The 26,380-nt window shown below is 61.4% G+C and carries 24 protein-coding genes and 1 riboswitch; of the genes, 13 read left to right on the forward strand and 11 right to left on the reverse strand.

Annotated features, from left to right (window positions below; translation table 11 throughout):
• Positions 1 to 58: 58 nt before the first annotated feature.
• The gene (gene lptG, locus G5315_RS06295; protein WP_266135462.1) at positions 59 to 1,129 is read right to left on the reverse strand and encodes an LPS export ABC transporter permease LptG; all 1,071 of its coding nucleotides are present in this window, start codon (positions 1,127 to 1,129) and stop codon (positions 59 to 61) included.
• A gap of 25 nt (positions 1,130 to 1,154) precedes the next feature.
• Positions 1,155 to 2,267 carry an LPS export ABC transporter permease LptF gene (gene lptF / locus G5315_RS06300; protein WP_005356742.1) on the reverse strand — a complete coding sequence of 371 codons (1,113 nt, stop codon included), beginning with the start codon at positions 2,265 to 2,267 and terminating at the stop codon, positions 1,155 to 1,157.
• Positions 2,268 to 2,439: 172 nt separating this feature from the next.
• Between lptF and pepA the strand changes: the two genes are divergently transcribed.
• The 3 genes from pepA (at position 2,440) to G5315_RS06315 (ending at position 7,495) form a co-directional block, all read left to right on the forward strand.
• Positions 2,440 to 3,948 carry a leucyl aminopeptidase gene (gene pepA / locus G5315_RS06305; RefSeq protein WP_005336423.1) on the forward strand — a complete coding sequence of 503 codons (1,509 nt, stop codon included), beginning with the start codon at positions 2,440 to 2,442 and terminating at the stop codon, positions 3,946 to 3,948.
• A gap of 174 nt (positions 3,949 to 4,122) precedes the next feature.
• Positions 4,123 to 4,578, forward strand: a complete 456-nt coding sequence (locus G5315_RS06310) for a DNA polymerase III subunit chi (RefSeq protein ID WP_421312832.1) — start codon at positions 4,123 to 4,125, stop codon at positions 4,576 to 4,578.
• 64 nt (positions 4,579 to 4,642) lie between these two features.
• Positions 4,643 to 7,495 carry a valine--tRNA ligase gene (locus G5315_RS06315; protein WP_106843440.1) on the forward strand — a complete coding sequence of 951 codons (2,853 nt, stop codon included), beginning with the start codon at positions 4,643 to 4,645 and terminating at the stop codon, positions 7,493 to 7,495.
• Between the two features lie 67 nt (positions 7,496 to 7,562).
• Here G5315_RS06315 and G5315_RS06320 read toward each other — a convergent pair whose 3' ends face one another.
• Positions 7,563 to 8,549, reverse strand: a complete 987-nt coding sequence (locus tag G5315_RS06320) for a sodium:calcium antiporter (RefSeq protein WP_421332743.1) — start codon at positions 8,547 to 8,549, stop codon at positions 7,563 to 7,565.
• An 88-nt stretch (positions 8,550 to 8,637) separates the two neighbouring features.
• Positions 8,638 to 8,744: riboswitch (yybP-ykoY riboswitch) on the reverse strand.
• A gap of 169 nt (positions 8,745 to 8,913) precedes the next feature.
• Here G5315_RS06320 and G5315_RS06325 point away from each other — a divergent pair.
• On the forward strand, positions 8,914 to 9,501 hold the full coding sequence (locus G5315_RS06325; protein WP_266135465.1) for a superinfection exclusion B family protein: 588 nt from the start codon (positions 8,914 to 8,916) through the stop codon (positions 9,499 to 9,501).
• Positions 9,502 to 9,597: 96 nt separating this feature from the next.
• Here the strand turns inward: G5315_RS06325 and G5315_RS06330 are convergent, their stop codons facing one another.
• Entirely contained in the window at positions 9,598 to 10,452 is an 855-nt protein-coding gene (locus G5315_RS06330) for an AraC family transcriptional regulator (RefSeq protein ID WP_421332767.1), read from the reverse strand.
• 4 nt (positions 10,453 to 10,456) lie between these two features.
• Positions 10,457 to 10,954: a GNAT family N-acetyltransferase gene (locus G5315_RS06335; RefSeq protein ID WP_421332744.1), complete on the reverse strand. Its 498-nt coding sequence runs from the start codon at positions 10,952 to 10,954 to the stop codon at positions 10,457 to 10,459.
• Between the two features lie 645 nt (positions 10,955 to 11,599).
• Between G5315_RS06335 and G5315_RS06340 the strand changes: the two genes are divergently transcribed.
• Positions 11,600 to 12,832 carry a hypothetical protein gene (locus G5315_RS06340; protein ID WP_421332745.1) on the forward strand — a complete coding sequence of 411 codons (1,233 nt, stop codon included), beginning with the start codon at positions 11,600 to 11,602 and terminating at the stop codon, positions 12,830 to 12,832.
• Positions 12,833 to 12,941: 109 nt separating this feature from the next.
• A complete protein-coding gene (locus tag G5315_RS06345) occupies positions 12,942 to 13,721 on the forward strand; it encodes a substrate-binding periplasmic protein (protein WP_216952698.1) in 780 nt (259 codons plus the stop codon).
• A gap of 7 nt (positions 13,722 to 13,728) precedes the next feature.
• Here the strand turns inward: G5315_RS06345 and G5315_RS06350 are convergent, their stop codons facing one another.
• Positions 13,729 to 14,538 (reverse strand): LuxR C-terminal-related transcriptional regulator, encoded by an 810-nt coding sequence (locus G5315_RS06350; protein WP_421332746.1) that lies wholly within the window; start codon positions 14,536 to 14,538, stop codon positions 13,729 to 13,731.
• Between the two features lie 145 nt (positions 14,539 to 14,683).
• Here G5315_RS06350 and tyrS point away from each other — a divergent pair, with 145 nt between their 5' ends.
• The 3 genes from tyrS to G5315_RS06365 all read left to right on the forward strand — a co-directional run bounded on the left by tyrS (position 14,684) and on the right by G5315_RS06365 (position 17,766).
• Positions 14,684 to 15,949, forward strand: a complete 1,266-nt coding sequence (gene tyrS, locus G5315_RS06355; protein WP_421332747.1) for a tyrosine--tRNA ligase — start codon at positions 14,684 to 14,686, stop codon at positions 15,947 to 15,949.
• Positions 15,950 to 16,117: 168 nt separating this feature from the next.
• Positions 16,118 to 17,029, forward strand: coding sequence for a lipase family alpha/beta hydrolase (locus G5315_RS06360; protein ID WP_421332748.1), 912 nt, complete (start codon positions 16,118 to 16,120; stop codon positions 17,027 to 17,029).
• Positions 17,026 to 17,766: a lipase secretion chaperone gene (locus tag G5315_RS06365; protein ID WP_421332749.1), complete on the forward strand. Its 741-nt coding sequence runs from the start codon at positions 17,026 to 17,028 to the stop codon at positions 17,764 to 17,766. Before G5315_RS06360 ends, G5315_RS06365 begins: the two co-directional genes overlap by 4 nt.
• Positions 17,767 to 17,810: 44 nt before the next feature.
• Here G5315_RS06365 and G5315_RS06370 read toward each other — a convergent pair whose 3' ends face one another.
• From G5315_RS06370 to sgrR, 3 genes are read right to left on the reverse strand one after another with little or no spacing between them, the layout of a single operon-like run.
• On the reverse strand, positions 17,811 to 18,512 hold the full coding sequence (locus tag G5315_RS06370; RefSeq protein WP_216954488.1) for a hypothetical protein: 702 nt from the start codon (positions 18,510 to 18,512) through the stop codon (positions 17,811 to 17,813).
• A gap of 44 nt (positions 18,513 to 18,556) precedes the next feature.
• Entirely contained in the window at positions 18,557 to 18,952 is a 396-nt protein-coding gene (locus tag G5315_RS06375; protein ID WP_421332750.1) for an acyl-CoA thioesterase, read from the reverse strand.
• 48 nt (positions 18,953 to 19,000) lie between these two features.
• Positions 19,001 to 20,719, reverse strand: a complete 1,719-nt coding sequence (gene sgrR, locus G5315_RS06380; RefSeq protein ID WP_421208923.1) for an HTH-type transcriptional regulator SgrR — start codon at positions 20,717 to 20,719, stop codon at positions 19,001 to 19,003.
• A 100-nt stretch (positions 20,720 to 20,819) separates the two neighbouring features.
• Here sgrR and G5315_RS06385 point away from each other — a divergent pair, with 100 nt between their 5' ends.
• The 3 genes from G5315_RS06385 to G5315_RS06395 all read left to right on the forward strand — a co-directional run bounded on the left by G5315_RS06385 (position 20,820) and on the right by G5315_RS06395 (position 23,149).
• Positions 20,820 to 20,996, forward strand: a complete 177-nt coding sequence (locus tag G5315_RS06385) for a hypothetical protein (RefSeq protein ID WP_216952692.1) — start codon at positions 20,820 to 20,822, stop codon at positions 20,994 to 20,996.
• A 152-nt stretch (positions 20,997 to 21,148) separates the two neighbouring features.
• Complete coding sequence (locus tag G5315_RS06390) at positions 21,149 to 22,417, forward strand: O-acetylhomoserine aminocarboxypropyltransferase/cysteine synthase family protein (protein ID WP_005336464.1); 1,269 nt, start codon at positions 21,149 to 21,151, stop codon at positions 22,415 to 22,417.
• Positions 22,418 to 22,522: 105 nt separating this feature from the next.
• Complete coding sequence (locus tag G5315_RS06395) at positions 22,523 to 23,149, forward strand: glutathione S-transferase family protein (RefSeq protein WP_421332751.1); 627 nt, start codon at positions 22,523 to 22,525, stop codon at positions 23,147 to 23,149.
• Between the two features lie 64 nt (positions 23,150 to 23,213).
• Here G5315_RS06395 and G5315_RS06400 read toward each other — a convergent pair whose 3' ends face one another.
• Both G5315_RS06400 and G5315_RS06405 read right to left on the reverse strand, forming a co-directional pair.
• A complete protein-coding gene (locus G5315_RS06400) occupies positions 23,214 to 24,113 on the reverse strand; it encodes a DMT family transporter (protein ID WP_421332752.1) in 900 nt (299 codons plus the stop codon).
• A gap of 72 nt (positions 24,114 to 24,185) precedes the next feature.
• Positions 24,186 to 24,626, reverse strand: coding sequence for a DUF2214 family protein (locus G5315_RS06405; RefSeq protein WP_421205725.1), 441 nt, complete (start codon positions 24,624 to 24,626; stop codon positions 24,186 to 24,188).
• Positions 24,627 to 24,709: 83 nt separating this feature from the next.
• On the opposite strand from G5315_RS06405, the gene G5315_RS06410 reads away from it, so the two are divergent.
• The gene (locus tag G5315_RS06410) at positions 24,710 to 26,350 is read left to right on the forward strand and encodes a sensor domain-containing diguanylate cyclase (RefSeq protein WP_421254510.1); all 1,641 of its coding nucleotides are present in this window, start codon (positions 24,710 to 24,712) and stop codon (positions 26,348 to 26,350) included.
• The last annotated feature ends 30 nt before the right edge of the window (positions 26,351 to 26,380 follow it).

Raw genomic sequence — 26,380 nt, forward strand, 5'->3', positions numbered from 1 at the left:
CAACGAAAGAGGGCACCAACAGGTGCCCTCTTCGCATTTCCTCATAACCTCATGCGGATTACTGCTTGCGGCTGAGGATATAGAAGGATATACCGCCAAACAGCAGGCTGGGCGCGATAGCCGCCAGAATCGGCGGTACCGCATAGACCAGACTGATGGGGCCAAACACCCGATCGCTCACATAGACGGCAAAGCCGGTCATGATCCCCATCAGCATCCGAGCCCCCATGCTCACCGAGCGTAGCGGCCCGAAGATGAAGGAGGAGGCCAGCAGGATCATCGCCACCACCGAGAGCGGTGACAGCAGTTTGCGCCACATCTCCAGCTTGTAGCGACCGGCATCCTGCTTGTTGGCATCGAGATAGCCGATGTAGTCGAGCAGACCGGAGACCGAGAGGTTCTCGGGGTCGATACTCACCACCCCCAGCTGTTTGGGCGTCAACTCCGAGCTCCACTCCATCTTGTCATGCTGTTCGCTGCGGATCTGCGCCGGGTCGTCGAAGCGGGTAACCTGGGTCTGCTTGAGCAGCCAGTGGTGGCGCTCGAACACCCCCTCCTGCGCCTGCACCACGTCGATCAGCTTGCGCTCGGGGGTGAAGCGATAGAGGGTGATGCCGGTGAGGGCGCCATCATTACGCACCCCGTTGATATTGACGAAGTTGTTGCCATCCCGTGCCCACACCCCGTAGGCCGAGACGGTAAGCCGCCCTTCCGACATGGCACCGGCACGGATATCATCCGCCATCCGTTTGGCGACAGGGGCCACATATTCCCCCATCAACCCCACCATGATCATCAGCGGGATCGCCGTCTTGAGCGCCGCCATCACGATACTGATCTTGGAGCGACCCGCCGCCTGCATCACCACCAGCTCGGAGCTGGTCGCCAGCTGACCCAGACCAATCAGGCCACCCAGCAGCGCGGCCAGCGGGAAGAAGAGCACCGCCTCCTTGGGCATGGAGAGCAGCACATAGTAGAGGGCGTTGATCATGTCGTAGTTGCCGTCACCGACCGACTTGAGCTGCTCCACATACTTGATGAGCCCCGCCAGACCAACCAGCGTGATTTCACACAGCAGGATCGACATAAAGATGACCCGACCGATATACCTATCGAGAATGCCAAACATCAGCAGAAGTTCCTATGTTGCAGCATCATGCTGATTTTCTGTTGAAATAGCGCCCTTTCACCCCGTTCCACCAGCTGGTGCCCTGCAGATTGAGGGGCAGGCCGATAAACAGCAGGTAACCGAGCGGCACCAGGAACATCCCCGGCCAGTAGGGCAGCCGACCGCTGTCAATGGCCGAACGGGCGGCGCTGAGCAGCAGGAAGTAGGAGAGATACAGCATGATGGCCGGCAACAGCTTGGCGTAGCGCCCCTGACGGGGATTGACCCGCGCCAGCGGCACCACCAGCAGGGTGAGCACCGGAATGGAGAGGGGCAGCGAGATACGCCACTGCAATTCCGCCATCATGGCGTTGTCCTGGGTACCGAACAGTTCCATGGTCGGCTTGGCCGCCGCCTTGCGGTTGGAACGCTCCATCTCCTGCTGGCGGATCACCAGACCATATTCGCGAAAATCGGAGATCTGGAACTGCTTGCCGGAGAAGTTCCCCTCGTAGCGGGAGCCATCCATCAGGGTCAGCCACTGCAGGCCGTTCTCATCGACCGTCACCACCCCTTCGGTCGCCACCACCACCGAGGGAGGATTGTTCCCCTCCGCCCGCTGCAGCACGAAGATCTTTTGCAGTTTTGAGCCGTTGTCGTTCAAATCCTGGATATAGGCAACCAGACGCCCCTTGTCGAGCTCCATAAAGCGGCCAGCCTGCAGGAAGGAGATACCCGGATCCGACTTGAACTCGTCGATCACCTGATACTCGCGCTCCTTGGCCTGCGGGGCGATCCAGCCAGTGTTGAACGCCGCAACCACCGCCGTCAGCAAGGCCAGCAACATGGCGCTGCGCATCACGAAACGGTGGCTGAAACCGACCGCATGCATCACCGTCATCTCGCTTTCGGCGTAGAGGCGACCATGGGCAAACAAAATGGCTAAAAAGAGACTGATAGGCAGCATCAACAACGCCATATTGGGCAAGTTGAGCAGCAGCAGGGTGGAGACCAGACGTGTCGGCACCTCGCCATCAGCGGCATCACCGATGATCTTGATAAATTGTTGGCTGACAAAGATAAGCAGCAATACGAATAACACTGCCAGCTGGGTTTTCAGGGTTTCCCTGAACAAATATCGGAAAACGATCACAGTCATTCCCAAGTAAACTTGTGTTTTTAGTCGAATGCCTGAAAAATAGGGCCGTATATTGGATTTTTACCAGTTTGAACTGCGGAGCCTGTGGCTGTTCGCTCCGCCTCTGATACCCCAACAAGCACCGCATTATTCAATAAAAGGTGCCTTTTGTCTTTAGGATGTAGGAGATTCCATGGAGTTCAGTGTAAAGAGTGGCAGTCCAGAGAAGCAACGGAGCGCCTGCGTCGTAGTCGGCGTATTTGAGCCTCGTCGCCTCTCTCCGGTTGCCGAACAACTGGACAAGATCAGCGATGGCTATATCAGTTCGCTGCTGCGCCGTGGCGACCTGGAAGGGAAACCAGGCCAGATGCTGCTGCTGCATCAAGTACCGGGCGTGCTCAGCGAGCGCGTACTGCTGGTCGGATGCGGCAAGGAGCGGGAACTCGACGAACGCCAGTACAAGCAGATCATCAACAAGACCATCACCACCCTGAACGAAACCGGCTCCATGGAAGCGGTCTGCTTCCTCACCGAGCTGCACGTCAAGGGTCGGGATACCTATTGGAAGGTGCGCCAGGCGGTAGAAACCACCAAGGCGGGCCTCTACAGCTTTGATCAGTTCAAGACCAACAAGGCCGAGCCACGTCGCCCGCTGCGCAAGCTGGTATTCAACGTGCCGACGCGTCGGGAACTGACCATTGGTGAAAAAGCCATCGCTCACGGTCTGGCCGTGGCCAAGGGTGTGCGAGTCTGTCGCGACGTGGCGAACATGCCGCCCAATGTCTGCAACCCGGCCTATCTGGCCTCCCAGGCCCGTCGTCTGGCCGATGCCTACGACAACATCACCACCAAGGTGGTGGGCGAGCAGGAGATGGCCGAACTCGGCATGAACTCCTATCTGGCGGTGGCCCGCGGCTCCGACAACGAAGCCATGATGGCCATCATCGAATACAAGGGTCATCCGGATGCCAAGCCCATCGTGCTGGTCGGCAAGGGTCTGACCTTTGACTCCGGCGGCATCTCCATCAAGCCTGCTGACGGCATGGACGAGATGAAGTACGACATGGGTGGCGCTGCCTCCGTGCTCGGTACCATGCATGCGCTGGCCCAGCTGCAACTGCCGATCAACGTCATCGGCGTGCTGGCAGGCTGCGAGAACATGCCGGGTGGCAACGCCTATCGTCCGGGTGACATTCTCACCTCCATGTCCGGCCAGACCATCGAAGTGCTCAACACCGATGCGGAAGGTCGTCTGGTGCTGTGTGATGCGCTGACCTATGTGGACCGCTTCGATCCGGAAACCGTGATCGACGTGGCGACCCTGACCGGTGCCTGCGTCATCGCGCTGGGTCACCACACCTCGGGTCTGCTGGCCAACCACAACCCGCTGGCCCACGAGCTGCTCAACGCCTCCGAGCAGGCGGGCGATCGCGCCTGGCGTCTGCCGCTGTTTGACGAGTATCAGGAGCAGATCGACAGCCCGTTCGCCGACATGGCCAACATCGGCGGTCGTCCTGCCGGTACCATCACCGCGGCGGCCTTCCTGTCACGCTTCACCAAGAAGTACAACTGGGCCCACCTGGATATCGCCGGGACCGCCTGGAAGAGTGGCAAGGATAAAGGCTCCACCGGTCGTCCGGTGCCCCTGCTGACCCAGTTCCTGCTGAACCGGGCTGGCGTGGATATCGAAGAGAAAGAGTAACTCTCCGGCCCCCGCCGATGGCTGCATCGGAAGGGTTGGCGTTACCCTGAACCACAAGGAAGAGGCCCGCCTCTTCCTTGTTTCATTCTTGAATCAGTGAGTTGCGGACGGGAAACGCCCCGTCAACCTCATGAGGCGGTCAACAGTCCGTCGCCGCAAAACAGGATCAACCTGATGAGCCAAGTGACCTTTTACCTGATGAGCGAACAGGATGACGCGCAGGCCTCTGCGGTCGAGCGACTGGCCTGCACTCTGGCGGCCGAGTCGTGGGGGGCGGGCCATATCTACCTGTTCTGCAACGATGAGGCCCAGGCACTGCGTCTGGACGAGCTGTTGTGGCAACTGCCGCCGGAGCGCTTCGTGCCGCACCAGCTGCAAGGCGAAAGCGGCATGGCCCCTGTGGAGCTCGGCTATCAGCCACCGAAACGGCGCTACGCCCGACTCATCAATCTGGCCACTGCGACACCTTTGTTTGCAGGACACTTCGCTCAAGTGGTAGATTTTGTCCCCACTGACGAAACACAAAAGCAGCAAGCCCGCGAGCGCTACAAGCACTATCGCCAGGCAGGCCATACCCTCGAAATGAGGGATCAGCCCGTCCTTGCCGCACCGGATCCGGCGCAGCCCTGACTGCAACCAATTGATCCATAAAGAATCAACACCAGACTCCATCCATCCAGATTACGGCGAGACCATGGAAAAGACTTTTAATCACAACGCCATCGAACAGGCGCTCTATCAGCACTGGGAAGCCCAGGGTTACTTCAAGCCCCACGGCGACACCAGCAAAGACTCCTTCTGCATCATGATCCCGCCGCCGAACGTCACCGGCAGCCTGCACATGGGTCACGCCTTCCAGCAAACCCTGATGGACACCCTGATCCGCTACAACCGCATGCAGGGCAAGAACACCCTGTGGCAGGCAGGTACCGACCACGCCGGTATCGCCACCCAGATGGTGGTTGAGCGCAAGATCGCCGCAGAAGAGGGCAAGACTCGCCACGATTACGGCCGTGATGCCTTCATCGACAAGATTTGGCAGTGGAAGGAAGAGTCCGGTGGCACCATCACCCGCCAGATGCGCCGTCTGGGCGACTCCGTAGATTGGGAGCGCGAGCGCTTCACCATGGATGAGGGTCTCTCCGCCGCCGTGCAGGAAGTGTTTGTTCGTCTTTACGAAGATGGCCTGATGTACCGCGGCAAGCGTCTGGTGAACTGGGATCCGAAACTCAACACCGCCATCTCCGATCTGGAAGTGGAAAACCGCGAGATCAAGGGCCACATGTGGCACCTGCGCTACCCGCTGGCCAACGGCGCCAAGACCGCCGAAGGCAAGGATTACCTGATCGTCGCCACCACCCGTCCGGAGACCATGCTGGGCGATACCGCCGTGGCCGTGAACCCGGAAGACCCGCGTTACAAGGCGCTGATCGGCCAGCACATCCTGCTACCGCTGGTGAACCGTCTGATCCCCATCGTCGCCGACGAACACGCCGACATGGAGAAGGGCACCGGTTGCGTGAAGATCACCCCGGCCCACGACTTCAACGATAACGAAGTGGGCAAGCGCCACAGCCTGCCGATGATCAACATCTTCACTCTGGACGCCCACGTGCGTGCCGAGGCCGAAGTGGTCGATACCAACGGCAACCCGAGCACTGCCTATGACGCAGCCCTGCCGGCCGAGTTCGCCGGTCTGGAGCGCTTCGCCGCCCGTAAAGCGATTCTGGCCAAGCTCGAAGAGCTGGGTCTGCTGGACGAAATCAAGGATCACGTACTGCAACAGCCTTACGGCGATCGCGGTGGCGTGCCCATCGAGCCAATGCTGACCGACCAGTGGTACGTGCGCGTGGCACCGATGGCCAAGACCGCCATCGAAGCGGTGGAAGATGGCCGCATCCAGTTCGTGCCGAAGCAGTACGAAAACATGTACTTCTCTTGGATGCGCGACATTCAGGACTGGTGCGTCTCCCGTCAACTGTGGTGGGGTCACCGCATCCCGGCATGGTATGACGACGCCGGCAATGTCTACGTTGGCCGCAGCGAAGATGAAGTGCGCGCCAAGCACAGCATCCCGGCCGTGACCGTGCTGCGTCAGGACGAAGACGTGCTCGACACCTGGTTCAGCTCCGCCCTGTGGACCTTCTCCACTCTGGGCTGGCCGAACAACACCGAGGCACTCAAGACCTTCCACCCGACCGACGTACTGATGAGCGGCTTCGACATCATCTTCTTCTGGATTGCCCGGATGATCATGATGACCATGCACTTCATCAAGGACGAAAACGGCCAGCCGCAAGTCCCGTTCAAGACCGTCTACATCACTGGCCTTATCCGTGACGAAGAAGGCCAGAAGATGTCCAAGTCCAAGGGCAACGTGCTGGACCCCCTCGACATGATCGACGGTATCTCGCTGGAAGATCTGCTGGAGAAGCGCACTGGCAACATGATGCAGCCGCAGATGGCCGAGAAGATCGCCAAGCGTACCGCCAAGCAGTTCCCGGAAGGGATCGATGCCCACGGTACCGACGCCCTGCGCTTCACTCTGGCGGCGCTGGCCTCTACCGGTCGTGACATCAACTGGGACATGAAGCGCCTGGATGGCTACAACAACTTCTGCAACAAGCTGTGGAACGCCTCCCGCTATGTGCTGATGAACACCGAAGATCAGGATTGCGGTTTTGCCGGTGGCGAGATGCAGTTCAGTCTGGCGGATCGCTGGATCCAGTCCCAGCTGCAAGTGGCCATCCGTGACTTCCGTACCGCCCTCGATACCTACCGCTTCGACATCGCGGCTGGCGTGCTGTACGAATTTATCTGGAACCAGTTCTGTGACTGGTATCTGGAGCTGACCAAGCCGGTGCTGACCAAGGGTTCCGAGGCCGAGCAGCGCGCTGCCCGCCACACCCTGGTGACCGTGCTGGAAACCCTGCTGCGTCTGGCACACCCGATCATCCCGTTCATCACCGAGACCATCTGGAAATCGGTCGCCCCGCTGGCCGGCGTACACGCCGACACCATCATGATTCAGGCCTTCCCGGAGTTCGACGCCGCCAAGGTGGACGAAGCCGCGATGGCGGATCAGGAGTGGGTGAAGGAGTTCATCGTCAGCATCCGCAACATCCGTGCCGAGATGAACGTGGCCCCGAGCGTGCCCCTCAACGTGCTGCTCCAGTGCGATGCCAAGGATGCCCAGCGCGCCGCTGACAATGAGGCCTTCCTCAAGTCGCTGGCCCGTCTGGAGTCCATCCGCGTACTGGCGGACGGTGAAACCGCCCCGCTGTCAGTGAAGAAGCTGATCGGTGCCACCGAGCTGATGATCCCGATGGCTGGTCTCATCGACAAGGATGCCGAGCTGGCCCGTTTGGCCAAAGAGGTTGCCCGCCTGGTGGGCGAGTGCGGCCGTATCGAAGGCAAGCTTGGCAACGAAGCCTTCGTCGCCAAGGCGCCGGAAGCGGTCATCGCCAAAGAGCGTGAGAAGCTGGAAGATTACCGTCTCCAGCTGACCAAGCTGGAAGCCCAGCAGGCCGAAATCGCCGCGCTGTAAGCACCGCCCCAACCGATACAACAAAGCCCCCTGCCAAGGGGGCTTTTTCATATCCGCGCTTCCCGTTTCAGCTCACCAGCAGCCAACTGCAAAAACCGAGATAGAGCAGACCGACCAGCGCCAGCCGTCCGGCGGTCATGGTTCCCTTTCTGAACCCCCACCAGAGCAACCCCACCGCCAACAGCGTCACCAGCGAGGAGGCCATCATTGCGCCATCCAGCAACCAAGGGGTAAAGAGCAAGCAGAACGCCTTGGGGATAGTGCCCTGGATCATCATGGCCCCGGAGATATTGGCCAGTGCCAGCCGGTTCTTGCCCTGCCGCACCCAGATCAGCACGTTCATCAGCTCCGGCATCTCGGTCGCCACCGGACTCAACAGCAGGGCCGCCAGCACCGGCGAGAGGCCAAAAAGCTCGCCCATGCTCTCCAGCTGATGGACAAACAGCTGGGCCGCCAGCGCCACCACCACCAGTGCAGCCAGTGTCTGCAGCAGCACCTTGCCAAGGGGCGGGATCCCGGCATTTGGAGCCAGCTTGAGGGGCTCCGGCAGCTCGACCTCATGGCTGTCACTCTGTTTCAGCTCGCGCCTTACATAGACGAGGTAGACCAGCAGGAAGAGCGGGGCCAGCCAGCTCTTGCCGGTGAAGGCGACCAGCCCCAGCGCGGTCGCCACCAGAAAGATCCCCATAAACCAGCGCTGATCCCGCCCAATCTCGCGCTGCACCTCGCCATCGATGGCCCGTTCGGTACGCCCCATGCAAAGCAGCAGGGTGAGGCCGACTGCCGCATAGCCGATGGTCGCCAACACCAGCGGCCCGCCAAGGGCGGCGCCAATGCCGATCTCCTGCTGGGCGGTTGTGTTGCCCATCAGCAGAGCTGTCAGGGTCACGATACACTCGGGCAGCGCCGTACCCAGTGCAGCCAGCAGGGAGCCGGTAGCGCTTTGGGAGAGTTTGAAGTGGTGGCCGATCCACTCGATGCCGTTGACGAAGTATTCGCAGGCAAGGTAGATGGTGACCGCAGAGACGAGAAATAACAGCAGGGTAATCAACATAATAGATACCGCCAGGCGAGCAGAGTAACCAATGGACCCGACATGGCTCGCCCGGCTGGCGTGCATATCGAGGCCAAAGGTCTTGCAGAGCGATAGTGCCTATCGCCGCCCATGCCATGGATACGAGGATCCAAGAGTGTTGACATGGGCCCGGCCCGGAATGCGGGCGGGTTGCTACTCCCCAATGACTGAGGGGACGTTTTAGCAACTCGACCGCCGCCTCACAAGGCAAATTACTGATAACTCATTCAATAAGTTGTAAGGAAATGTATCGCCAGCCTCCCCTCCCCGGCGCCATTACGCTGTTGGCACACCGATTGCTGTAGGTAGTTCACTATCCACAACAGTTTGGGAAGGATGAACAATGAAACGGTGGATCCAACATTTCTATCAACTCAGCCGCCTCAATTGGCTAATGGTCTGGTTGTTGCTCTGTTGCAGCATCATTTTGCTGTTTCCGGCCGGGCTGATGAAAGGGGCCGTCAGCCAGTGGGCTGCGGATCATGCGGCCTGGCTGGGGGTCGGCATGCTGATCGCCATCTCCTACTTCTGCAGTCAAGGCTTCCTGATCGCCTGGGAGTGGGCGTGCGAAGAGTGGCAGGCGCGCCGTCAGCAGGACCAGCTGGCCCAGATGATCGGCTTCCTCGACTTCAACGAGAAGGCGGTGCTGCGCGAGTTCGTGCTGCAGCGTAAAAGCGTCATAAACTTGCCGATCACCGAGCCCGCCGTCAAAAACCTGATGGATGCCGGCGTCCTCACCTATGCCTACGGCAAGCCGACCCGGGAGAAGGATGACGAGAACCAGATCCGTGCCCTGATGATCGCCCTGCCCGCCCGGCCGCTGCTCACCTACAAGGTGCTCGGGTTGTCGCGTGGCAAGATGAGCGACGAGCAGGTAGAGCAGATCATGAATGCCCGCCCCAAGTTCGCCCAGAAGGGGTTCCAGCGCTAACCGCCGCCCAACCGCCAGATGCAAAAGAGCCGGACACTGTCCGGCTCTCTAATTTCTGCGCGATGCTCTGTACCATCCCTTACGTCTTGTTGTGCCCTAACCCTTTAGGCTGGAGCAAAAGCTCACATCCGCAACCTTGGTCAGCGGATCGAAGCTGTGATAGAGCTCGAAACAGGGTCGATCATCAAATTCGAAACCGGCCGCTACCACCTCACCGATATGTTGCTGCCAGAGTGCGGGGTACTGGGCCGGGTCGGTCACGGTAAAACGTGACTGGCCATAGCGGCCGCCCGCCAGCTGCTGGATCTCCACATTGCCACTTCCCCTGGTGCCCGCCGGCACGGTGACGCCAATATCGGTGCGGCACTGCTGGGGAGCCGTCACTTCGGGGTTGTCGTGGTAGATGAAGATCCACTCCCCTTCGGCCAAGCCCAACCCGACAGCCCATTGATAGAGCTGGTCACACACCGGCTCATAGCCTATGCCGTAAGGGCCGGTGACCCGGATATAGGCCAGAGTGCGCGCAGCCATCTGTTCGGTTTTCATCTTTAGCCTCCTTTCACTGGAACGGCCTTCAGCATAATCAGAGACCCGGGCAGCCGCGTGTCCATTCTTGCTCAGTTGCAAGAGTGACGGCTGGCGGCGCAACATCCCCGGTGCCATGGCAAACTGCTTGCGAAACGCCTTGGCAAAGGCCTGTGAGCTGGCAAAACCGGCCGAGAAGGCAATCTCGGTGATCGGGTCGCGACTGTAGCAGAGAGAGCGAGCAGCCCGCTCCAACCGCAGGCGGCGCTGCATCTCGGCCGGGGTTTCACCGGTGACGGCGGTAAAGACCCGATGAAAGTGATAGCTGGAGAGCGCCGCAAGACTGGCCGCCTCACTGAGGCAGAGCTCGGGATTCTGCTCCAGCGCCCGGATCACCGGGCGCAATCTGGCCTGATAATCGACCATGCCGTTAGCGACTGACGCCCCCCGCAACTCTGGCCATATAGAACACATCCACATAGCGCCCTTGCCGGAAGGCATAGTCGCGGGCCCGACCCTCCTCCACAAAGCCGAACTTGTGATAGAGCGCCCGCGCCGCTTCGTTATCGACAAAAACCGTCAGCTCAATCCGGTGCAGGTTGAGCCAGTTATCGGCCAGATCAAGCGCCGCAGCCATCAGGGCAGATCCAACCCCCTTGCCGGCCCAGTCATCCCGTACCCCCATGCCAATCCCGGCCACATGCTTGCGTCTCGGATTAGACTCCACATGCAATGCGATCTGGCCAACCAGCAGCCCCTCTACCTCGGCGACCAGCGCCACCACACCACTCTGCTCCAACCGTTGTTGCCACACACCCAGTGCCGGATAGGGTAGTTGCAAGGTGCCCGCCTGGGCATTGGGCATGGCATAGAGATCCCGCAAGGCGGGGGCATCAGCGGATTCGGCATGACGGATGGTAATCTGCATATGAGGCTCCTTCTCGAAACGTCCATCATGCATCATCCATCGCATCAGTCCATACAACCGGCACGGTCAGAGTGATTTATTGTCGGCAGACAGGGCTGCACACTGAGCCATTCAGCCAGTTTCATAGGTGAAAAAAAAACGGAGCAAATGCTCCGTTTTTCAATGCTTTATTAATCCCGGACGGAACGCGCTTCGCGCTCTTGCCGCTCCCTTGCCAACAGGCGTTTGTACCACCAGCTACTGCGACGACGTTGTGCATTGGAAGAGCGACGAGCCATTTCTTAGGTTCCAGCCAAGAGTAGAAAGGAGCTGCATTATGCGACAGGGATCACGTCCATGTCTTTAGCTGGATCAAGAAAAGCCTCACTGGCCCCCTGAAATCCTCTTCTGGTTTTGCTGCCATGTGGCCACTGGCAGCACCATCGCAGGGGAACGCCAGACTCTCAGGCCCACTCCAGAAATCAACCCGGCCCCGAGTTTACTTGACGGATAATCATACAGCCTGCTGGCATTGTGGAACCAATATGGTAGCCTGCCAGCGCCTGCGGGCAGTCTCTCGCTGCCACGCGTAAACTCCCGGTGAATTTGTCACGTCCTGACAAAATATAACCTTATTTATCAAATCGTTATTTGGATATTATCCCAATGCGTATCATGCCGTTGCTCAAGGCTGCCTGCCTGAGCCTGATGTTGTCCGCCTGCGTTGCCCCATTGCTGATGATGAGCCCCACCAGCCAGCTGATGTGGGCCCTGCTCAAGCCGCTGGTCGGCTTTGACCCGAACGAGGTCAATCTGTTCGAACAACCCCTGATCAAGGATCGGATGACCGCCATCCTTGGCCCCAATTACGACAGCACCATGCAGTTGCTCAAGACTGCCGACAAGTTACAGCAGGAGGGGCCGCTTTTCTATGTGGTCTCCGAGTATGCGCCCGTGCCGGATATCGCCAAGCAGGCGGGGATGGTGTGGAACTCGCAAACCAACCAGATGTCTGTATTGCTGCAAAAAGGGGATGGCACCACCCTGACCTTCGGCGAAAATCTGGCGGACACGGCACCGACATGGCCAACCGCCATGCAGGGCTGGCAGACCCCCACCAGCCAGCTCACCCCGGCGGCCAATGCCCTGACCGGGGCGGCGACCAGTCAGAGTGGCGCCTCCCCCTTCTCCCTTGGCAGCGCTCTGGGCACAGTGACCCGCGGCGTCACCGGCTCGCTGACCAACAGTGCAAGTCAGGCTATCAGCGGCGCAGCCGCCAACGCCACAGGGCAGGCCACCCAAGCGGTAAGCCAAAGCGCGACCGATCTGACCCGTAGTGCAACCACCGCAGTCACTGCACCCGCCAAACAGGCGGTGAGCAGCACCGCTGCGACCGCAACGCAAGAAGCCACCAAGGCCGTTGCCACTTCTGCCAAACAAGCCGTCAGCACCGCCGCCGCAACCGTGACGCAAGAAGCCACCAAGGCAGTTGCCGCTCCTGCCAAGCAGGCCGTCAGCAGCGCCGCTGCGACCGTGACGCAGGAAGCGACCAAGGCCGTTGCCGTTCCTGCCAAACAAGCCGTCAGCAGCGCAGCTGCGACCGCGACGCAAGAAGCCACCAAGGCCGTTGCCGCTCCTGCCAAGCAAGCCGTCAGCAGCGCCGCTGCGACCGCGACGCAAGAGGCCACCAAGGCTGTTGTCGTTCCTGCCAAACAGGCAGTCAGCACCGCCGCAGCTACTGTGACACAGGAAGCCACCAAGGCTGTTGCCGCGCCAGCCAAACAGGCCGTCAGTGCCGCCCCCCATACGGCCGGAGAGAGCGCCACCGATGCCGCCATAGCAGCAGAAGCCGAGGCTCGCGCCAAGGCAGAGGCGGAGATGGAGGCCCTGCTAAAATAAACCGACAGGTCACCGCAAGGTGACCTGTCGCGGTATCCGCGACCCGACTATGAACTTCCGGCCAAGGACACATAGACTGATAGGTAATTCCCTGCACAAGGAGTGCGCCATGCGATCCCTGCTCGCGGCCCTTATCGCCCTGCTCCTGCTGACCAGCTTCCCCGCACGGTCCGCCTTTATCTATTACTCGGAGCAGAACATGCCCCTCAACGGGCTGGACAAGGAGGGCAAGCCCATCGGGCTGGCAGTTGAGCTGCTGCGGCTGATGTGGCGCGAGCTGGGGGAGCCGGAGCAACCGATCCAATTTCTGCCATGGGCCCGCGGTTGGTATCTGCTGACCCAGCAACCGGAGGCCGTTCTTTTTACCACCGCCAGAACCAAAGAGCGTGATCCCCATTTCCTATGGGTTTGCCCCATCAGCCACTCGCGAGTGACGCTGGTCGGACGAAAACAGGATGCCCCCAGAGTGACCGGCAAGGGGGATCTGGCCAAACTGCAGGTAGGGGTAATGCAGGCTGACGTGGGGGAGCAGTTACTGCTCAACCGCGGCATCAGCCCGGGCAACATGATGGCGGTGGAGCGCATGGAGCAGGTGGTACGCCAGCTCATCATGGCCCGTACAGATCTGGTAGCAGGCAACGAGGTGATGTTATTCCATCAACTGAAAGCTCTGGGATTTGCCGCGGAAGATTTCATCTCTGTCGCAGTGCTGGAGGAACAGGACAACTGCTTTGCTTTCAACCCGCGGGCGGATCGGCAGCAGGTCGCCCGGTTGCAACAAGCCCTCGATCAGGTTCGTCTCGGTAGCGAATACCGGCAGTTGATGGAACGCTACCAGCGACTCAGTAACCTTCCCCAAAGCGATAAGCCGCTACCGAAGATCGAGTAACCCCGGTTCATCCTCTTCCCTCTGTGGTGATCAGATGGTTGAGGAAGAGATGAAACAGCTCTGCCCGCGAGCCGAGCCGCAGCTTGCCATAGAGATGCTTGCGGTGATTCTTCACCGTACCGCTGCCAATCCCGAGCTCCGCGGCAATCGCCTCCGTATCCAGCCCCTGCAGCAACAACTCCGCCACCTGCCGCTCGCGCCGGGTAAGCCTATCGCCCCCGACACTCGCCATCGCCTGCTCCACCGCACTCCGGATGCTGGCGCTGTCTGGCAGCACCGTGCTCTGTGCCAGCAGCGGCTGGCTCTGCCGCCACTGCTGACGACAGAGCGAATGCACCAGCGGGAACAGCTGCTCCAGCCTCGCCAGCTCGTCACGGCTGAGGGTACTGCGCTTGTCGAGTCGCCCGAGAAACAGCATCAGCGTCAGTCCATCCCGCACCGGCAGGATTAGCCCCACCTCCTCCTGCCAGCCGGTGGCCTGATAGAAGTGGTGGTGATATTCGGGATCGAGCCGCCCTTGGGAGACCTGCGCCAGGGTCCAGACGCCGGCAGGCAAGCCCTGCTCCAGCGCCTGCATAAAGGGATCCTGACTGAAGTGGCTGGTGAGGTAGCGATCAAACAGCAGGGCCCGCTGATGGTTGAGGTTGTCGTAGAGGTAGACGGGCCGCTGCCCCACCCCGAGCAGCAGGGCACAATCAAACGCCACCTGCTGCTGGATCAGCCGCACCAGCGCCGCCGCAAAGGCGCTGCTGTGCAGGGCATCGACCACCTCGGGCATGCTGCGGGTCAAGGCATCTGTGGTGAATGGCTGTGTCATGGTGGCACGTTTCCGGTGACGGGGAGCGATTCCCCGCTATGGCTGAATGCTAGCACGAGAGTGGCAAAACTGTCCCTGAGGGGACATATCCGCCACCAGCCAGAACGGCGAGGATGACGGCTTTCCCCCTGCTGTTGGAGAACCCATGATCAACCCCCACCTGCTCGATGAGCTGACCGAGCGCGGCCTTGTGGCCCAGAATTCCGACCCGGCAGCCCTGGCCGATCATCTTGCCACCCCGCGCACCGTCTATTGCGGGTTCGATCCCACTGCCGGCAGCCTGCACATCGGCCATCTGGTGCCACTGCTGATGCTGCGCCGCTTCCAGCTGGCTGGGCACACCCCGGTGGCACTGGTGGGCGGGGCAACCGGCCTTATCGGCGATCCCAGCTTCAAGGCGACCGAGCGCAGCCTCAACAGTGCCGATACCGTGCATGGTTGGGTCGCCAGCCTGTCGGCCCAAATCAGGGCGCTGCTGCCCGCCGATGATGGCCTGTCGGCCCCGCAACTGGTCAACAATGGCGACTGGATGGGGCAGATGTCCGCCCTCGATTTTCTGCGGGATATCGGCAAGCACTTCTCGGTCAACGCCATGCTGGCGCGGGAGTCGGTGCGTCAGCGGCTGGCTCGCCCGGATCAGGGCATCTCGTTCACCGAGTTCTCCTACGCTCTGCTGCAATCCTACGACTTTGCGGTGCTGCACCAGCGGCTCGGTTGCACCCTGCAGATTGGCGGCAACGACCAGTGGGGCAATATCACCAGCGGCATGGATCTGACCCGTCGCCTCCATCAGGCGCAGGTGCACGGCATGACCCTGCCCCTCATCACCAAGGCAGACGGCACCAAGTTCGGCAAGACCGAGGGGGGCGCGGTCTGGCTCGATCCGGCGCTCACCTCCCCTTACGCCTTCTACCAGTTCTGGCTCGGCACCGCGGATGAGGATGTCTACCGCTTCCTGCGCTACTACAGCTTTATGTCGCTGAGCGAGATTGATGCACTGGAGGCGGAAGACGCGAAGCGGCAGGGGCGCAAGCAGGCCCAGCAGGTGTTGGCGAACGAGCTGACCGAGCTGGTGCACGGCAAGGCGGCGCTGGCTGCGGTGCAGCGCATCAGCGAGCTGCTGTTTAGCGGCGATGTAGCTCGCCTCGGCGAGAGCGATCTGGCCCAGTTGGCGCAGGATGGCATGCCGTGTAGCACCGTCAGCGGCGAGACGGATCTGGTCAGCCTGCTGGTCAGCTGCGGTCTGGCGAACTCCAGGCGTATCGCCCGTGAGCTGCTGGCGGCGGGGGCCATCAGCCTCAATGGTGTGCTCAAGCAGGATGATCAGCTGAGAGCCAATGATCGGCTGTTTGGTCGCTACCTGCTGCTGCGCCGGGGCAAGAAGCAGTATCACCTGGTAGAGTGGCAATAAGCCGCAGGGCGGGGAGTTCAGCCTCCCCGCCCGCACCATGAATCCCTTTTGACTCCCGAGTTGCGATCCCCCTCACAGCCTCTCCCGTCAGCAGCCACCATACTGGCACCGGCGAACATGGAGTACGCCACACAATCTGTTCCTCACGATTCAACAAGGATGCTGATGATGAAGAGATGGCTTCTGGTGCTGCTCTGCACCCTGCCCATGCTGGCACACGCCAGCGGATACACCCAGACCCGCTACCCCATAGTGCTGGTGCACGGCCTGTTCGGCTTCGACAAGCTGCTCGGGGTCGATTACTTCTACGGCATTCCCCAGGCCCTGAGCCGGGATGGTGCCAAAGTCTACGTGGCTCAGGTGTCGGCCACCGCCAGTTCGGAACAACGGGGGGAGCAACTGCTCGCCCAGGTTGAGCTGCTGCTGGCGGCCACCGGCGCCGAGAAGGTCAACCTGATCGGCCACTCCCACGGCGGCCCCACCATTCGCTATGTCGCCTCGGTCGCCCCCGAGCTGGTCGCCTCCGCCACCAGCGTCGGCGGGGTCAACTACGGCTCAGAGATTGCCGATCTGGTGCGGGCCAATGCCGCCCCCGGCTCGGCCGCCGAGAAGCTGGCGGCCGCCGCAGCCCACGCCCTCTCCGGCATGATTTCACTGCTCTCGGGCGGGAGCCAGCTGCCGCAAGATCCGGTCGCCGCCCTCGATGCCCTCACCAGCAAGGGGGCCAGCCAGTTCAACCAGCGCTACCCGGAGGGACTGCCCAGCCAGTATTGCGGCGAGGGGCCGATGCAGGCCAACAACGGCGTCTACTACTTCTCCTGGAGTGGGCGCGGCAACCTGACCAATCTGCTGGATCCGGTGGATCCTGCGCTGGCGCTGACCGGCGCCTTCTTCAAGGAGCCCAATGACGGGCTGGTCGGGGTCTGCAGCAGCCACCTCGGCAAGGTGATCGGCACCAGCTACCGGATGAACCATCTGGACGAAGTGAACCAGTCCTTCGGCATCCACCATCTGTTCGAGACCGATCCGGTCACCCTCTATCGCCAGCATGCCAACCGTCTCAAGGAGCTGGGACTATGAAGATTGCCACCCTGCTCGTCGTGCCCTGCGCCATCACCCTGCTGCTTGGCGGGGTGTTGCTCTTGCCCACGGCACCGACGGCAGACTCATCAACCGCTCAAGCCAGCCAGCATGCACAGAGCCACCCGCACGATCCCGAGCAGGAGGCCGCCGATGCCCTGCAGGCGCGCTATCGCACCTTTGTCTCCGCCCAGAGCAGCCTGACGGTGCCCACCGATATCACCCTCGCCAGCCTGCAGATCCTCTTCGACGAACGGGAGCTACTGCGCCAACAGAGCTTCACACCGGCCGAGCAGGAACAATTGTTCGCCGAAGAGCGTCTGATGGAGCAGTTGACCCTGCGCCGCAAGGCACTGGCCGAAGCAAGCGATGCTGACAAGAAGGAGCTGGCCAGCGAACTGGAGTTCTGGCTGGCGGCGCAGCCCCGGTGGTTTCAGGAGGCCGAAGCCAACAGCCGCCTGCTGGGCGAACTGCAGGCGCTGGAAAAGATGGAGCCAGCCAGACGGGATGCCGAGCTGCTGGAGAAGGCAGGGCCGGAAGCGGTGGATCGGATGCATCAGCTTGAGCAGAGCCGGCAGGGATTCAAGGAGCAGCTCAATGGCTATCTGGCCGAGCTGGAGCAGTTGCCTGCCACCGCCAGAACCGAACAGCAACAGGAGCTGCTGGCCCGCTGGTTCGAACCCGGACAGTGGCGCCGGGTCGAGGCACTCACCCGGCTCAAGCTGGGGGAACAATGAGCCAATGACAAGGGGCCCACGATGGGCCCCTTGCTGTGGTGCACTTATTGCGGCTTGTTGGTTGCCGGTAAAGATTGCCAGGTGAGGCGGGTCACCTGAGTGCCCTGCACCTCGCACTTGAGGCTCAACTCCTGCCACCCCTTATCCTGACGCAGGGAGACCTCCCCCTCGATCCCCTGCTCGCCAATCTTCAGCTTATCCTGCTCGAAGATCACCTTGTCGCCATGGGCAAGATCCATCAGTTTGCCGTTGCAGAGCCAGTGAGCGAGATCCGCCCCCTTCAGCTTGACGCCACCCTTGGCCGCCCTCTGCTCGGCCGCGCTCGGCGCGAACAGCTTGCTCAGCTCGGCGGCCCGCTTGGTGAGCCACTCCTGACGCTGCTGCATGCTCATCTTGCTGACAAACTCGGCGGGCTGGCCCTTCTCGTCCAGCCATTGGGTCAGCTTGCCGCTGTCGTCAAAGGCGAACTGGGCGGCGGGCTCTTTGACCCCGAACAGCTTGCCGCCCTTGAAGTAGTAGCGGCTCTCCCCTTCCAGCTTGCCCAGCTCGTTCATGATGGGCACGGCGATGATGACGGGGGCGCCATCGATCCAGGCCTTGATATCGACGCCGTCATGGCTGAATTGACGGATATCGAGGGCGCTCTCGGCCCCCTTCTCCATCAGGGTAAACTGCTCGGCGAGAGAAGCGGCCAGAGAAGGGAGGGAGCAGAATCCCAGGGTCAGCGCGATCGCTGTGTTGCGCATTGAGTTGTACATAACACTCCTGTGATGGGCCATCCGGCCCGTGGTTAACTCTCTGTCAGCCAGGCCCGCAGCCCTTCCCGGTGAACATCGCTCAGGGGCAGGGATTGGCGGGTCCGGTAGTCAAAATGGATCAGGGGCGTTTCGGCGGTGACGGCCAGTTCGCCGCCCTGCCAGGCCTCCTGCCAGACCGTAAATGAGCTGGTGCCGATGCGGCGCACGCCGGTCTTGATGGTGACCGGCTGGCCGTAGAACAGCTCCCGTTTGAACTGCACCGTATAGCCCGCGATGATCAGATGCCAGTTATGCACATCCAGATCGGGGGAAAAGATCCGGAACAGGGGATCCCGCGCCGATTCGAACCAGACCGCCGGCACCGTATTGTTGATATGGCCGAGGGCATCCGTCTCCTGAAAGCGGGGTTGGATCTGCATTTCCAGCATGGGTTGACTCCTTGTCATTGAACCGCGATCAGGCTAACGCGCCCCGCATCAGGACTCAAGCCTCCCCGTCTTATCCCAAGTGCTGACAGCCAGTTCCGGCCGCAACCAGGCGCTGCGAAAATCGAACCAGCCGAGCGCCGTCATCCGCACCCCGTGCACGCCGACCCGGCTCTCCAGCTCCAGCCAGTGGTGGAACAGCGGCACAAACCAGCTCTGCTGCTGCACAGTTGCCAGCAGGGCGCGGGGGCCAGGCTCCTCACCGCTGGCGCGCCACTGCATCAACCCTTGCCACAACTCATGCTGACTGCTCCACACCTTGCGCAGCAACGGGGTGCCCTGCAACCAGGCGTAGGGGGCAAAGGGGCCGGCATGTTCGAGGTTGAGGGTGCCGAGCCAGAGATCCACGTCTTCATCCTCGCCACTCACCCAACGACCGTAATCGAGGGTGCGCACCTCGAGCCGGATCCCCTGTTCGGCCAGCAGGCTGCTCATGGCGTTGGCGCACTCGTTGAACTCCAGATGCTGGTTGAAACAGGCCAGCACCAAGGTCGTCGGCAACTGCGCCGGTGTGGGCAAGGGCGCGGGCAGTGCTTCGCGCCAGTGGGGCAGCAGACCGAGGGCGCTGGTCCAGCCCCGTTGCAACTCGGGGGCGACCCGCCCCATCAGGGCTACCGGATTGAGCAGCTGGCCGAGCCACTGGCGCAGCGAGGGATCCTGCAAGGATCCGGAACGATCGTCCTGCAGCAGGAAGTAGCAGCCCGACTCCAGCTCCGATTCGCCGCGCATGGTACCGAGCTCAGGGCTGTCGCGCCCCAGCTGCAGGTGGGTCTCCAGTCGCTCCGCAAGCTCAGGCAGCATCCAGATATCGATCTCGTCGAGCAGGGCGCGCAGGCCGAAGTAGTCGTCAAACGCCGCAAGGCAAAGATGCAGGGGATCGTTGGCGGCCACCCGGTATGGGCCTGTGCCCACCGGTTGCAGGGCAAAGCCCGCCTCCCCCTTGAGCTCCCGTGGCAAAATGGTCGCCACCGGCTCCGCCAGCAGGTGGGGCAGCCAGGGATCCGGGCTGTCGAGATAGAGATCCAGCGTGCGCGGCCAAGGGCTCTCCAGCCGATCCAGATGGGCGAACAGCGGGCGATCCCGCAGGGCCAGCAGACTCTCCATCACATCCTCCACCACCAGCTCGCGGCCGTGGTGAAAGCGCACCGCCGGGCGCAGATAGAAGCGCCAGTGACAGGGGCCCAGACACTCCCAGTGGTGGGCCAGATCCCCTTCGATTTCCCCATTTTCCTCATTTCGCCGGGTGAGGCCGTTGAAGATCTGGCGGCTCAGGTGAATTTCGGAGCGGCGCATCGGGCCGGTGGGCAGCAACTGCGGCAGCGGCCGGTAGTAGGGCACCCGCAGGATCTGGCGCCCCTCACGGGTGGCCTGACCGAGCTGTTCGATCAGCAGCGGGGTGAGCAGATCGAGGCGATCCTCGGCCAGCCGCACCGCCTGTGCCAGCTGGCCCTGACTGAGCAGATCTCGCAAGCGGCGCCGGGTCAGGCTCTCCTGACTATCGAGCAGGGTGAGCCGGGAGCGCCGCCCCCGCCCCGCTTCCGCCGACCAGCTGAGCCAGCCCTGATCCTGCATCCGCCGCAGCAGCAGGCGGGCGTTGCGCGGGGTGCAGCAGAGCAGATCCGCCACCTCGGCGAGGCTGATCTCCCGCTCGTCGCTGCCAAGCAGCTGGGCTAGTCGTTGAAATTGCTGGTAAAGGCGACCGGTCGGCATAAAAGAGGAAATCCTGTTGCTATAAGTCATCAGTTTTTACTTCCGCATTTTAGCTCAATACTGCTGATGAACGTGAGAACCACAGTAGAGGAGCACCATCATGAGCCACGCCAACCCCCTCAAACCGAACCGGGTCCAGCAGACCTTGCGCCGTTACTTCAAGCGGATCCTGCCGCGCCCGCTGGCGCTCATCGAGGATCCCATGCAGCAGCTCAACCGCCTGATGCAGTGGGATATGAACCAGATCGATGACAAGGAGTATCGCCGTCGCCTCTGAGCACGGCAGGCCTGCCCGCCACTCGGGACGCGCATCCCCTGCGGGCGACATTGCTTTGCCGGATCTTGCTGTTTACATCGGCCACGGGCCTGATAGATTGGACGTCTATCCATCTATAACTGCGACAAGCAACATCCAACAAGGAGTGTGTGATGAAAGATGCGACCCTGGCCCTGCACCACGGCTTTTCCAGCGACCCCACCACCAAGGCGGTCGCCGTGCCCATCTACCAGACGGTGGCCTACGAGTTCGAGAGCGCCCAGCACGGGGCGGATCTGTTCAATCTGGCGGTGCCGGGCAACATCTACACCCGCATCATGAACCCCACCAACGATGTGCTGGAGCAGCGGATGGCCGCGCTGGAAGGAGGGATTGCCGCGCTGGTGGTCTCGGCAGGTTCCGCCGCCATCACCTACGCCATTCAGGCGCTGACCGCCGCCGGTGACAACATTGTCTCCACGCCCCAGCTCTATGGCGGCACCTACACCTTGTTCGCCCACATGCTGCCGAGTTTCGGGGTCGAGGTGCGCTTCGCCAAGGATGACAGCGCCGAAGCCATCGCCGCCCTTATCGACGACAAGACCAAGGCAGTCTACTGCGAGAGCATCGGCAACCCGGCGGGCAACATCGTCGATCTGGCCGCGCTGGCCAAGGCAGCCCACGCCCGTGGTGTGCCGCTCATCGTCGACAACACGGTCGCTACCCCGGTACTCTGCAAGCCCATCGAACACGGCGCCGACATTGTGGTCCACAGCCTGACCAAATATGTCGGCGGCCATGGCAACTCGCTGGGTGGCGTCATCGTCGACTCGGGCAAGTTCCCCTGGGCAGATCACGCCGAGCGCTTCCCCCAACTGACCAAACCCGAGCCCTCCTACCACGGGGTGGTCTACACCGAGGCCTTTGGCCCGGCCGCCTTTATCGGGCGGGTACGCACAGTGCCACTGCGCAATACCGGCGCAGCGCTGGCGCCAATGAACGCCTTCCTGCTGCTGCAGGGGCTGGAGACCCTGAGCCTGCGCATGGAACGCCACGTCGACAACGCCCTGCGGGTTGCCAATCACCTCAAGCATCACCCCAAGGTGGCCTGGGTCAGCTACGCCGGTCTGCCGGGTCATCCCCACTATCTGCTGGCAGAGAAATACATGGCCGGCCGCCCCTCGGCCATCCTCTCGTTCGGTCTGAAGGATGGCTACGAGGCGGGCGTGCGCTTCTACGATGCGCTGAAGATCTTCAAGCGGCTGGTCAATATCGGCGATGCCAAGTCGCTGGCCTGCCACCCGGCCTCCACCACCCATCGCCAGTTGAGCGAGGAGGAGCAGGCCAAGGCTGGCGTGAAACCGGAGATGATCCGGCTGTCGGTAGGGATCGAGGCGATCGAGGACATACTGGCGGATCTGGATCAGGCGCTGGAGGCCTGAGTCAGTCAACGAGGGAGCGGGCATCAGCCCGCTCTTTTTCTCTGTCGGTGAACCGCCCCACTCGCCCGTTCGTACACCCCATCCTGCCACCGAATCGAGGTCGTTATGATAGTCCTGCACCACCTGAACAAATCCCGCTCACAACGCATCATCTGGCTGCTCGAAGAGCTGGGCCTGCCCTATGAGATCAAGGCTTACCAGCGCGATGCCGCCACCTTTCTGGCGCCGCCCGAACTAAAAGCCATCCACCCTCTCGGCAAGTCGCCGGTCATCGAGTTCGACGGCCGGGTGCTGGCGGAATCGGGCGCCATCACCGAGTACCTGATTGTCCGCTATGCCGCTGATCGGCTGGCACCGGCACCAGATAGCCCGGAGTATCCCGAATACCTGCAGTGGCTTCACTTTGCCGAGAGCTCCGGTATCCTGCCGCTGCTGCTAGACATGTTCGTGCGCAAGGATGGCAGCCCGATGCGCTTCCTGCCGGACTACGCCAAGGCGGAGTGTGCCAAGGTGCTGGGCTACCTCAACGAGGTACTGGCGAATCGCCCCTATCTGGTGGGGGATCGCCTCACCGGCGCCGACATCATGAACTCCTTCCTGGTGGATCTGCTGGCGCAAAACGGTCAGCTGGCCCACTTCCCGCATCTGCAAGCCTATTGGGAACGCCTCAATACCCATCCGGCCCGTCAGAAGGCGGTAGAGCTGGAGCGCGAGCTGGATCAGCGCCCCTGACCGAACAGCCACCATGAAAAACGCCCCGACTATCGGGGCGTTTTTGTTATGCAGCGAGCGCGGTTTACTTGGTCGCAGGCACCTTGTCCCGACGCGATTTCCACCACCATCTCAAGCGGATCTGGGAGATGAGCATCCCCGCCAGCATCAGGGCACAACCGGCAATGGCGCGATCGTCCAGCGTTTCATCCAGCAACAATACGCCACCCACGGCGGCAAAGACGGTCTCCAGACTGAGGATGATGGCGGCATGGGCCGGATGGGCGCCACGCTGCCCCACCACCTGCAGGGTATAACCCACCCCGACCGACACCAGTCCGGCATAGAGCAGCGCCTGCCAACCGGCCACGGCGCCAGCCACAGTCGGGGTTTCGATAACAAAGGCGGTGGCGAGGCTGAGCAGGCCGCAGACTACGAACTGCACCCCGGCGAGCTTGATGGGAGCAACCCGGTTGGAGTAGTGATCCACCAGCAGCAGATGCACAGCCCAGAACAGGGCACCAACTACTTGCAACAGATCGCCAAAGCCGATGGTGAACTCGTCGGTGACGCTCAACACATAGAGGCCCGTCAGAGCAATCAGGGCACCAATCCAGGTATTGAGGCCGCTCTTGTGGCGCAGCAGCAGCCCCAGTACCGGCACCAGAATGATGTAGAGCCCGGTGATGAAACCGGCCTTGGCGGCAGTGGTATAGAGCAGTCCCACCTGCTGCAGGGAGGCGGCACAGAACAGCACCAGCCCGGCCAGCACACCACCGATCAGCAGCTGGCGATGGTCGCCCGCGACGGCAACAGGTTGTCGGGATTTGAGCCACCAGAGCAGCGGCAGCAGGGAGAGGGCGCCGAGCAGAAAGCGCAGGCCATTGAAGGTATAGGGCCCCATGTGATCCATCCCGAGGCGCTGGGCGACAAAGCCCATACCCCAGATGGTGGCAGCCATCAGCAACATCAGATTGGAGCGCATGGCGATTCTTCCTTAAATCGGCGCGTGACGGGTTATCCAATCCAAGATACCTGCCTCCCTACCCTCTTGTCTTTAGAGCGATAGCTGTTTTGTCAGCACGGCCAGCAGGGCGACCATTACCAGATTGCCCCGCAGGATCCAGACCACCCGGAAGTACTGCTGGATCGAGATCATCGGCGCCTTGCCCAGACGCAGGGCACGACGCCAGCGATAGAAGAGGCGACTGGGATAGTCGAGGGAGCCGACAATCAGCAGAAACAACCCCACTTTGAGACCGTGGGCAGGATGAGCAAAGAGCTGCGCCACCGAGCTGGCGTGTTCGAGGGCCAGCAGGCAACCGCTGGCAAAGATGGAGAAGAGCGCCAGCGCCGCCACCCCATCTGCCAGCAGCAGACGGTGCACCCGCAACATATTCAGGCCGCGACGAAAGATCAGATACTCGACACAGAGCGCCAGGATCAACAGCATGATGCCGCCGTAGTGAGCCATCAGGAGCAACGTGGGGTTCAGCATTGAACGGATCTCATTTTCTGCCTTTAGACGGGCAGGACGGCATCATATATGCTGGTGACACCCGAGCTGAAAAGGATCTGTGCATGTCCCCCGCCAAGCCCAAGCACACTTGGTCTTTAATCACCCGCATGCGGCTGGGCCTCCTCCTGCTCTTTATTCCCGTAGTGTTGCTCGGCAGCATCTACTACCTGCATATGGAACGTACCCTGCGCCTCGAGCAGCAACAAAACCTGATTGCCCGCAACACCCAATATCTCCATACCCTGCTCGAACCCTATCTGGAGACCCTCAAACGCCAGTTTACGCTTATTTATCAGCAGGTAAATTATCAGGATTTCAGCGGCCCAGAGATCCTTAACGGCGAGCGCTACCTGCAACAGTGGCAGGCCTATCACGAGGTGATGGAGCTCGACTACGTCTATGTAGGAACCGAGCATCGCCAGATGCTGATCCACCCCACCTGGCAGGCGGACGAGAAGTTCGATCCCAGAACTCGCCCCTGGTATCTGCTGGCAGCCAGCCACCCGAACCGGATCGTCTGGACCGATCCCTATTACGACTACACTCTGGGTACCCTCACCATGGCGCTGGCTCGGGTAATTCAAGACCCTGACGGCAAGCGAGTGGGGGTGCTCTCCCTCGATACCCAGCTCACCCCGCTCGCCAACTGGCTCAACAACCGGCATGAACAGAGCCATCATCTGGGCAAGGGCTATCAGATCCTGATCAACCATGACGGGCTGGTGCTGGCTCACCCGGATCGCGAACAGGTATTCAAACCGCTCACCCACCCTGAATGGCTGGCACACATGCAACAGCCGCAAGGTTTCTTCCTCGATAATGCCAGCGGCATGATGGTCTCCTACTACCGTGTCCCCGAGCAGCGCTGGTTCCTGCTCAGTGTCGAGCCCACCGCCAGCATGCAGCAGGTGATCGACAGCGTCTCCATCAACGTGCAGCTGATGATTGCCGTTGCCTGCTTTTTCTATCTGCTGCTAGCCCTGCTTTGGGCCCGCTACTTCCGCCGCATGCTGGGGGAGATTACCCTGCTGATCCGCACCAGCCGCTCTGGCGGGACTGCCTATCATGGCAGCCGCATGCTGGAGCTGGCCAAGGTCTATGAAGAGATGGATGCCGCCAGTCAGGACTTTGCCCAGATCCGCCAGCAAGCCAATCAGGACAAACTCACCGGTCTCTACAACCGCCGCTTCTTCGACGAGTGCCTGCAGAGACAGCTCAGCAGCGGTGCCCCCTTCCTAGTAGTGATGTTCGATCTCGATAACTTCAAACAGGTCAACGACACCTTTGGCCACCAAACAGGGGATATAGTGCTCAAACGGGTGAGCAAGCTGGGCATGAAAATGTTTGACCAGTGGGGCTGGCTCTGTCGTTACGGTGGCGAGGAGCTGGTGCTGATCTTGCGCCTGGAGATGCAAATGAGTGAGGCCACCTCGCTGCTGGAGAGCTTCAGACTTGCGGTCACTCAACTGGAGTGGCGAGAGCCGGAACTGACCATTACCCTCAGCGGCGGGGTGGCCTTGAGCCACTCCGGGCTCTCGACCAAGGAGCTGATAGAACTGGCCGACAGCGGGGTTTATCAGGCCAAGCGGGAGGGGAAAAATCGCATCTGCTTCCCCCAGCGTCGCACCTGCGACGTGACGGAAGAGGATCCTTCCCCTAACCTTGATTCTACCCGGCGGCCCCCCCGGCAGGAGGGGGGGTGAGCACAACCGGGGGAAGGAGACAAGGGAGAG

The organism is Aeromonas sp. 603607, assembly GCF_049171595.1.
GTDB classification, from domain to species: domain Bacteria; phylum Pseudomonadota; class Gammaproteobacteria; order Enterobacterales; family Aeromonadaceae; genus Aeromonas; species Aeromonas veronii.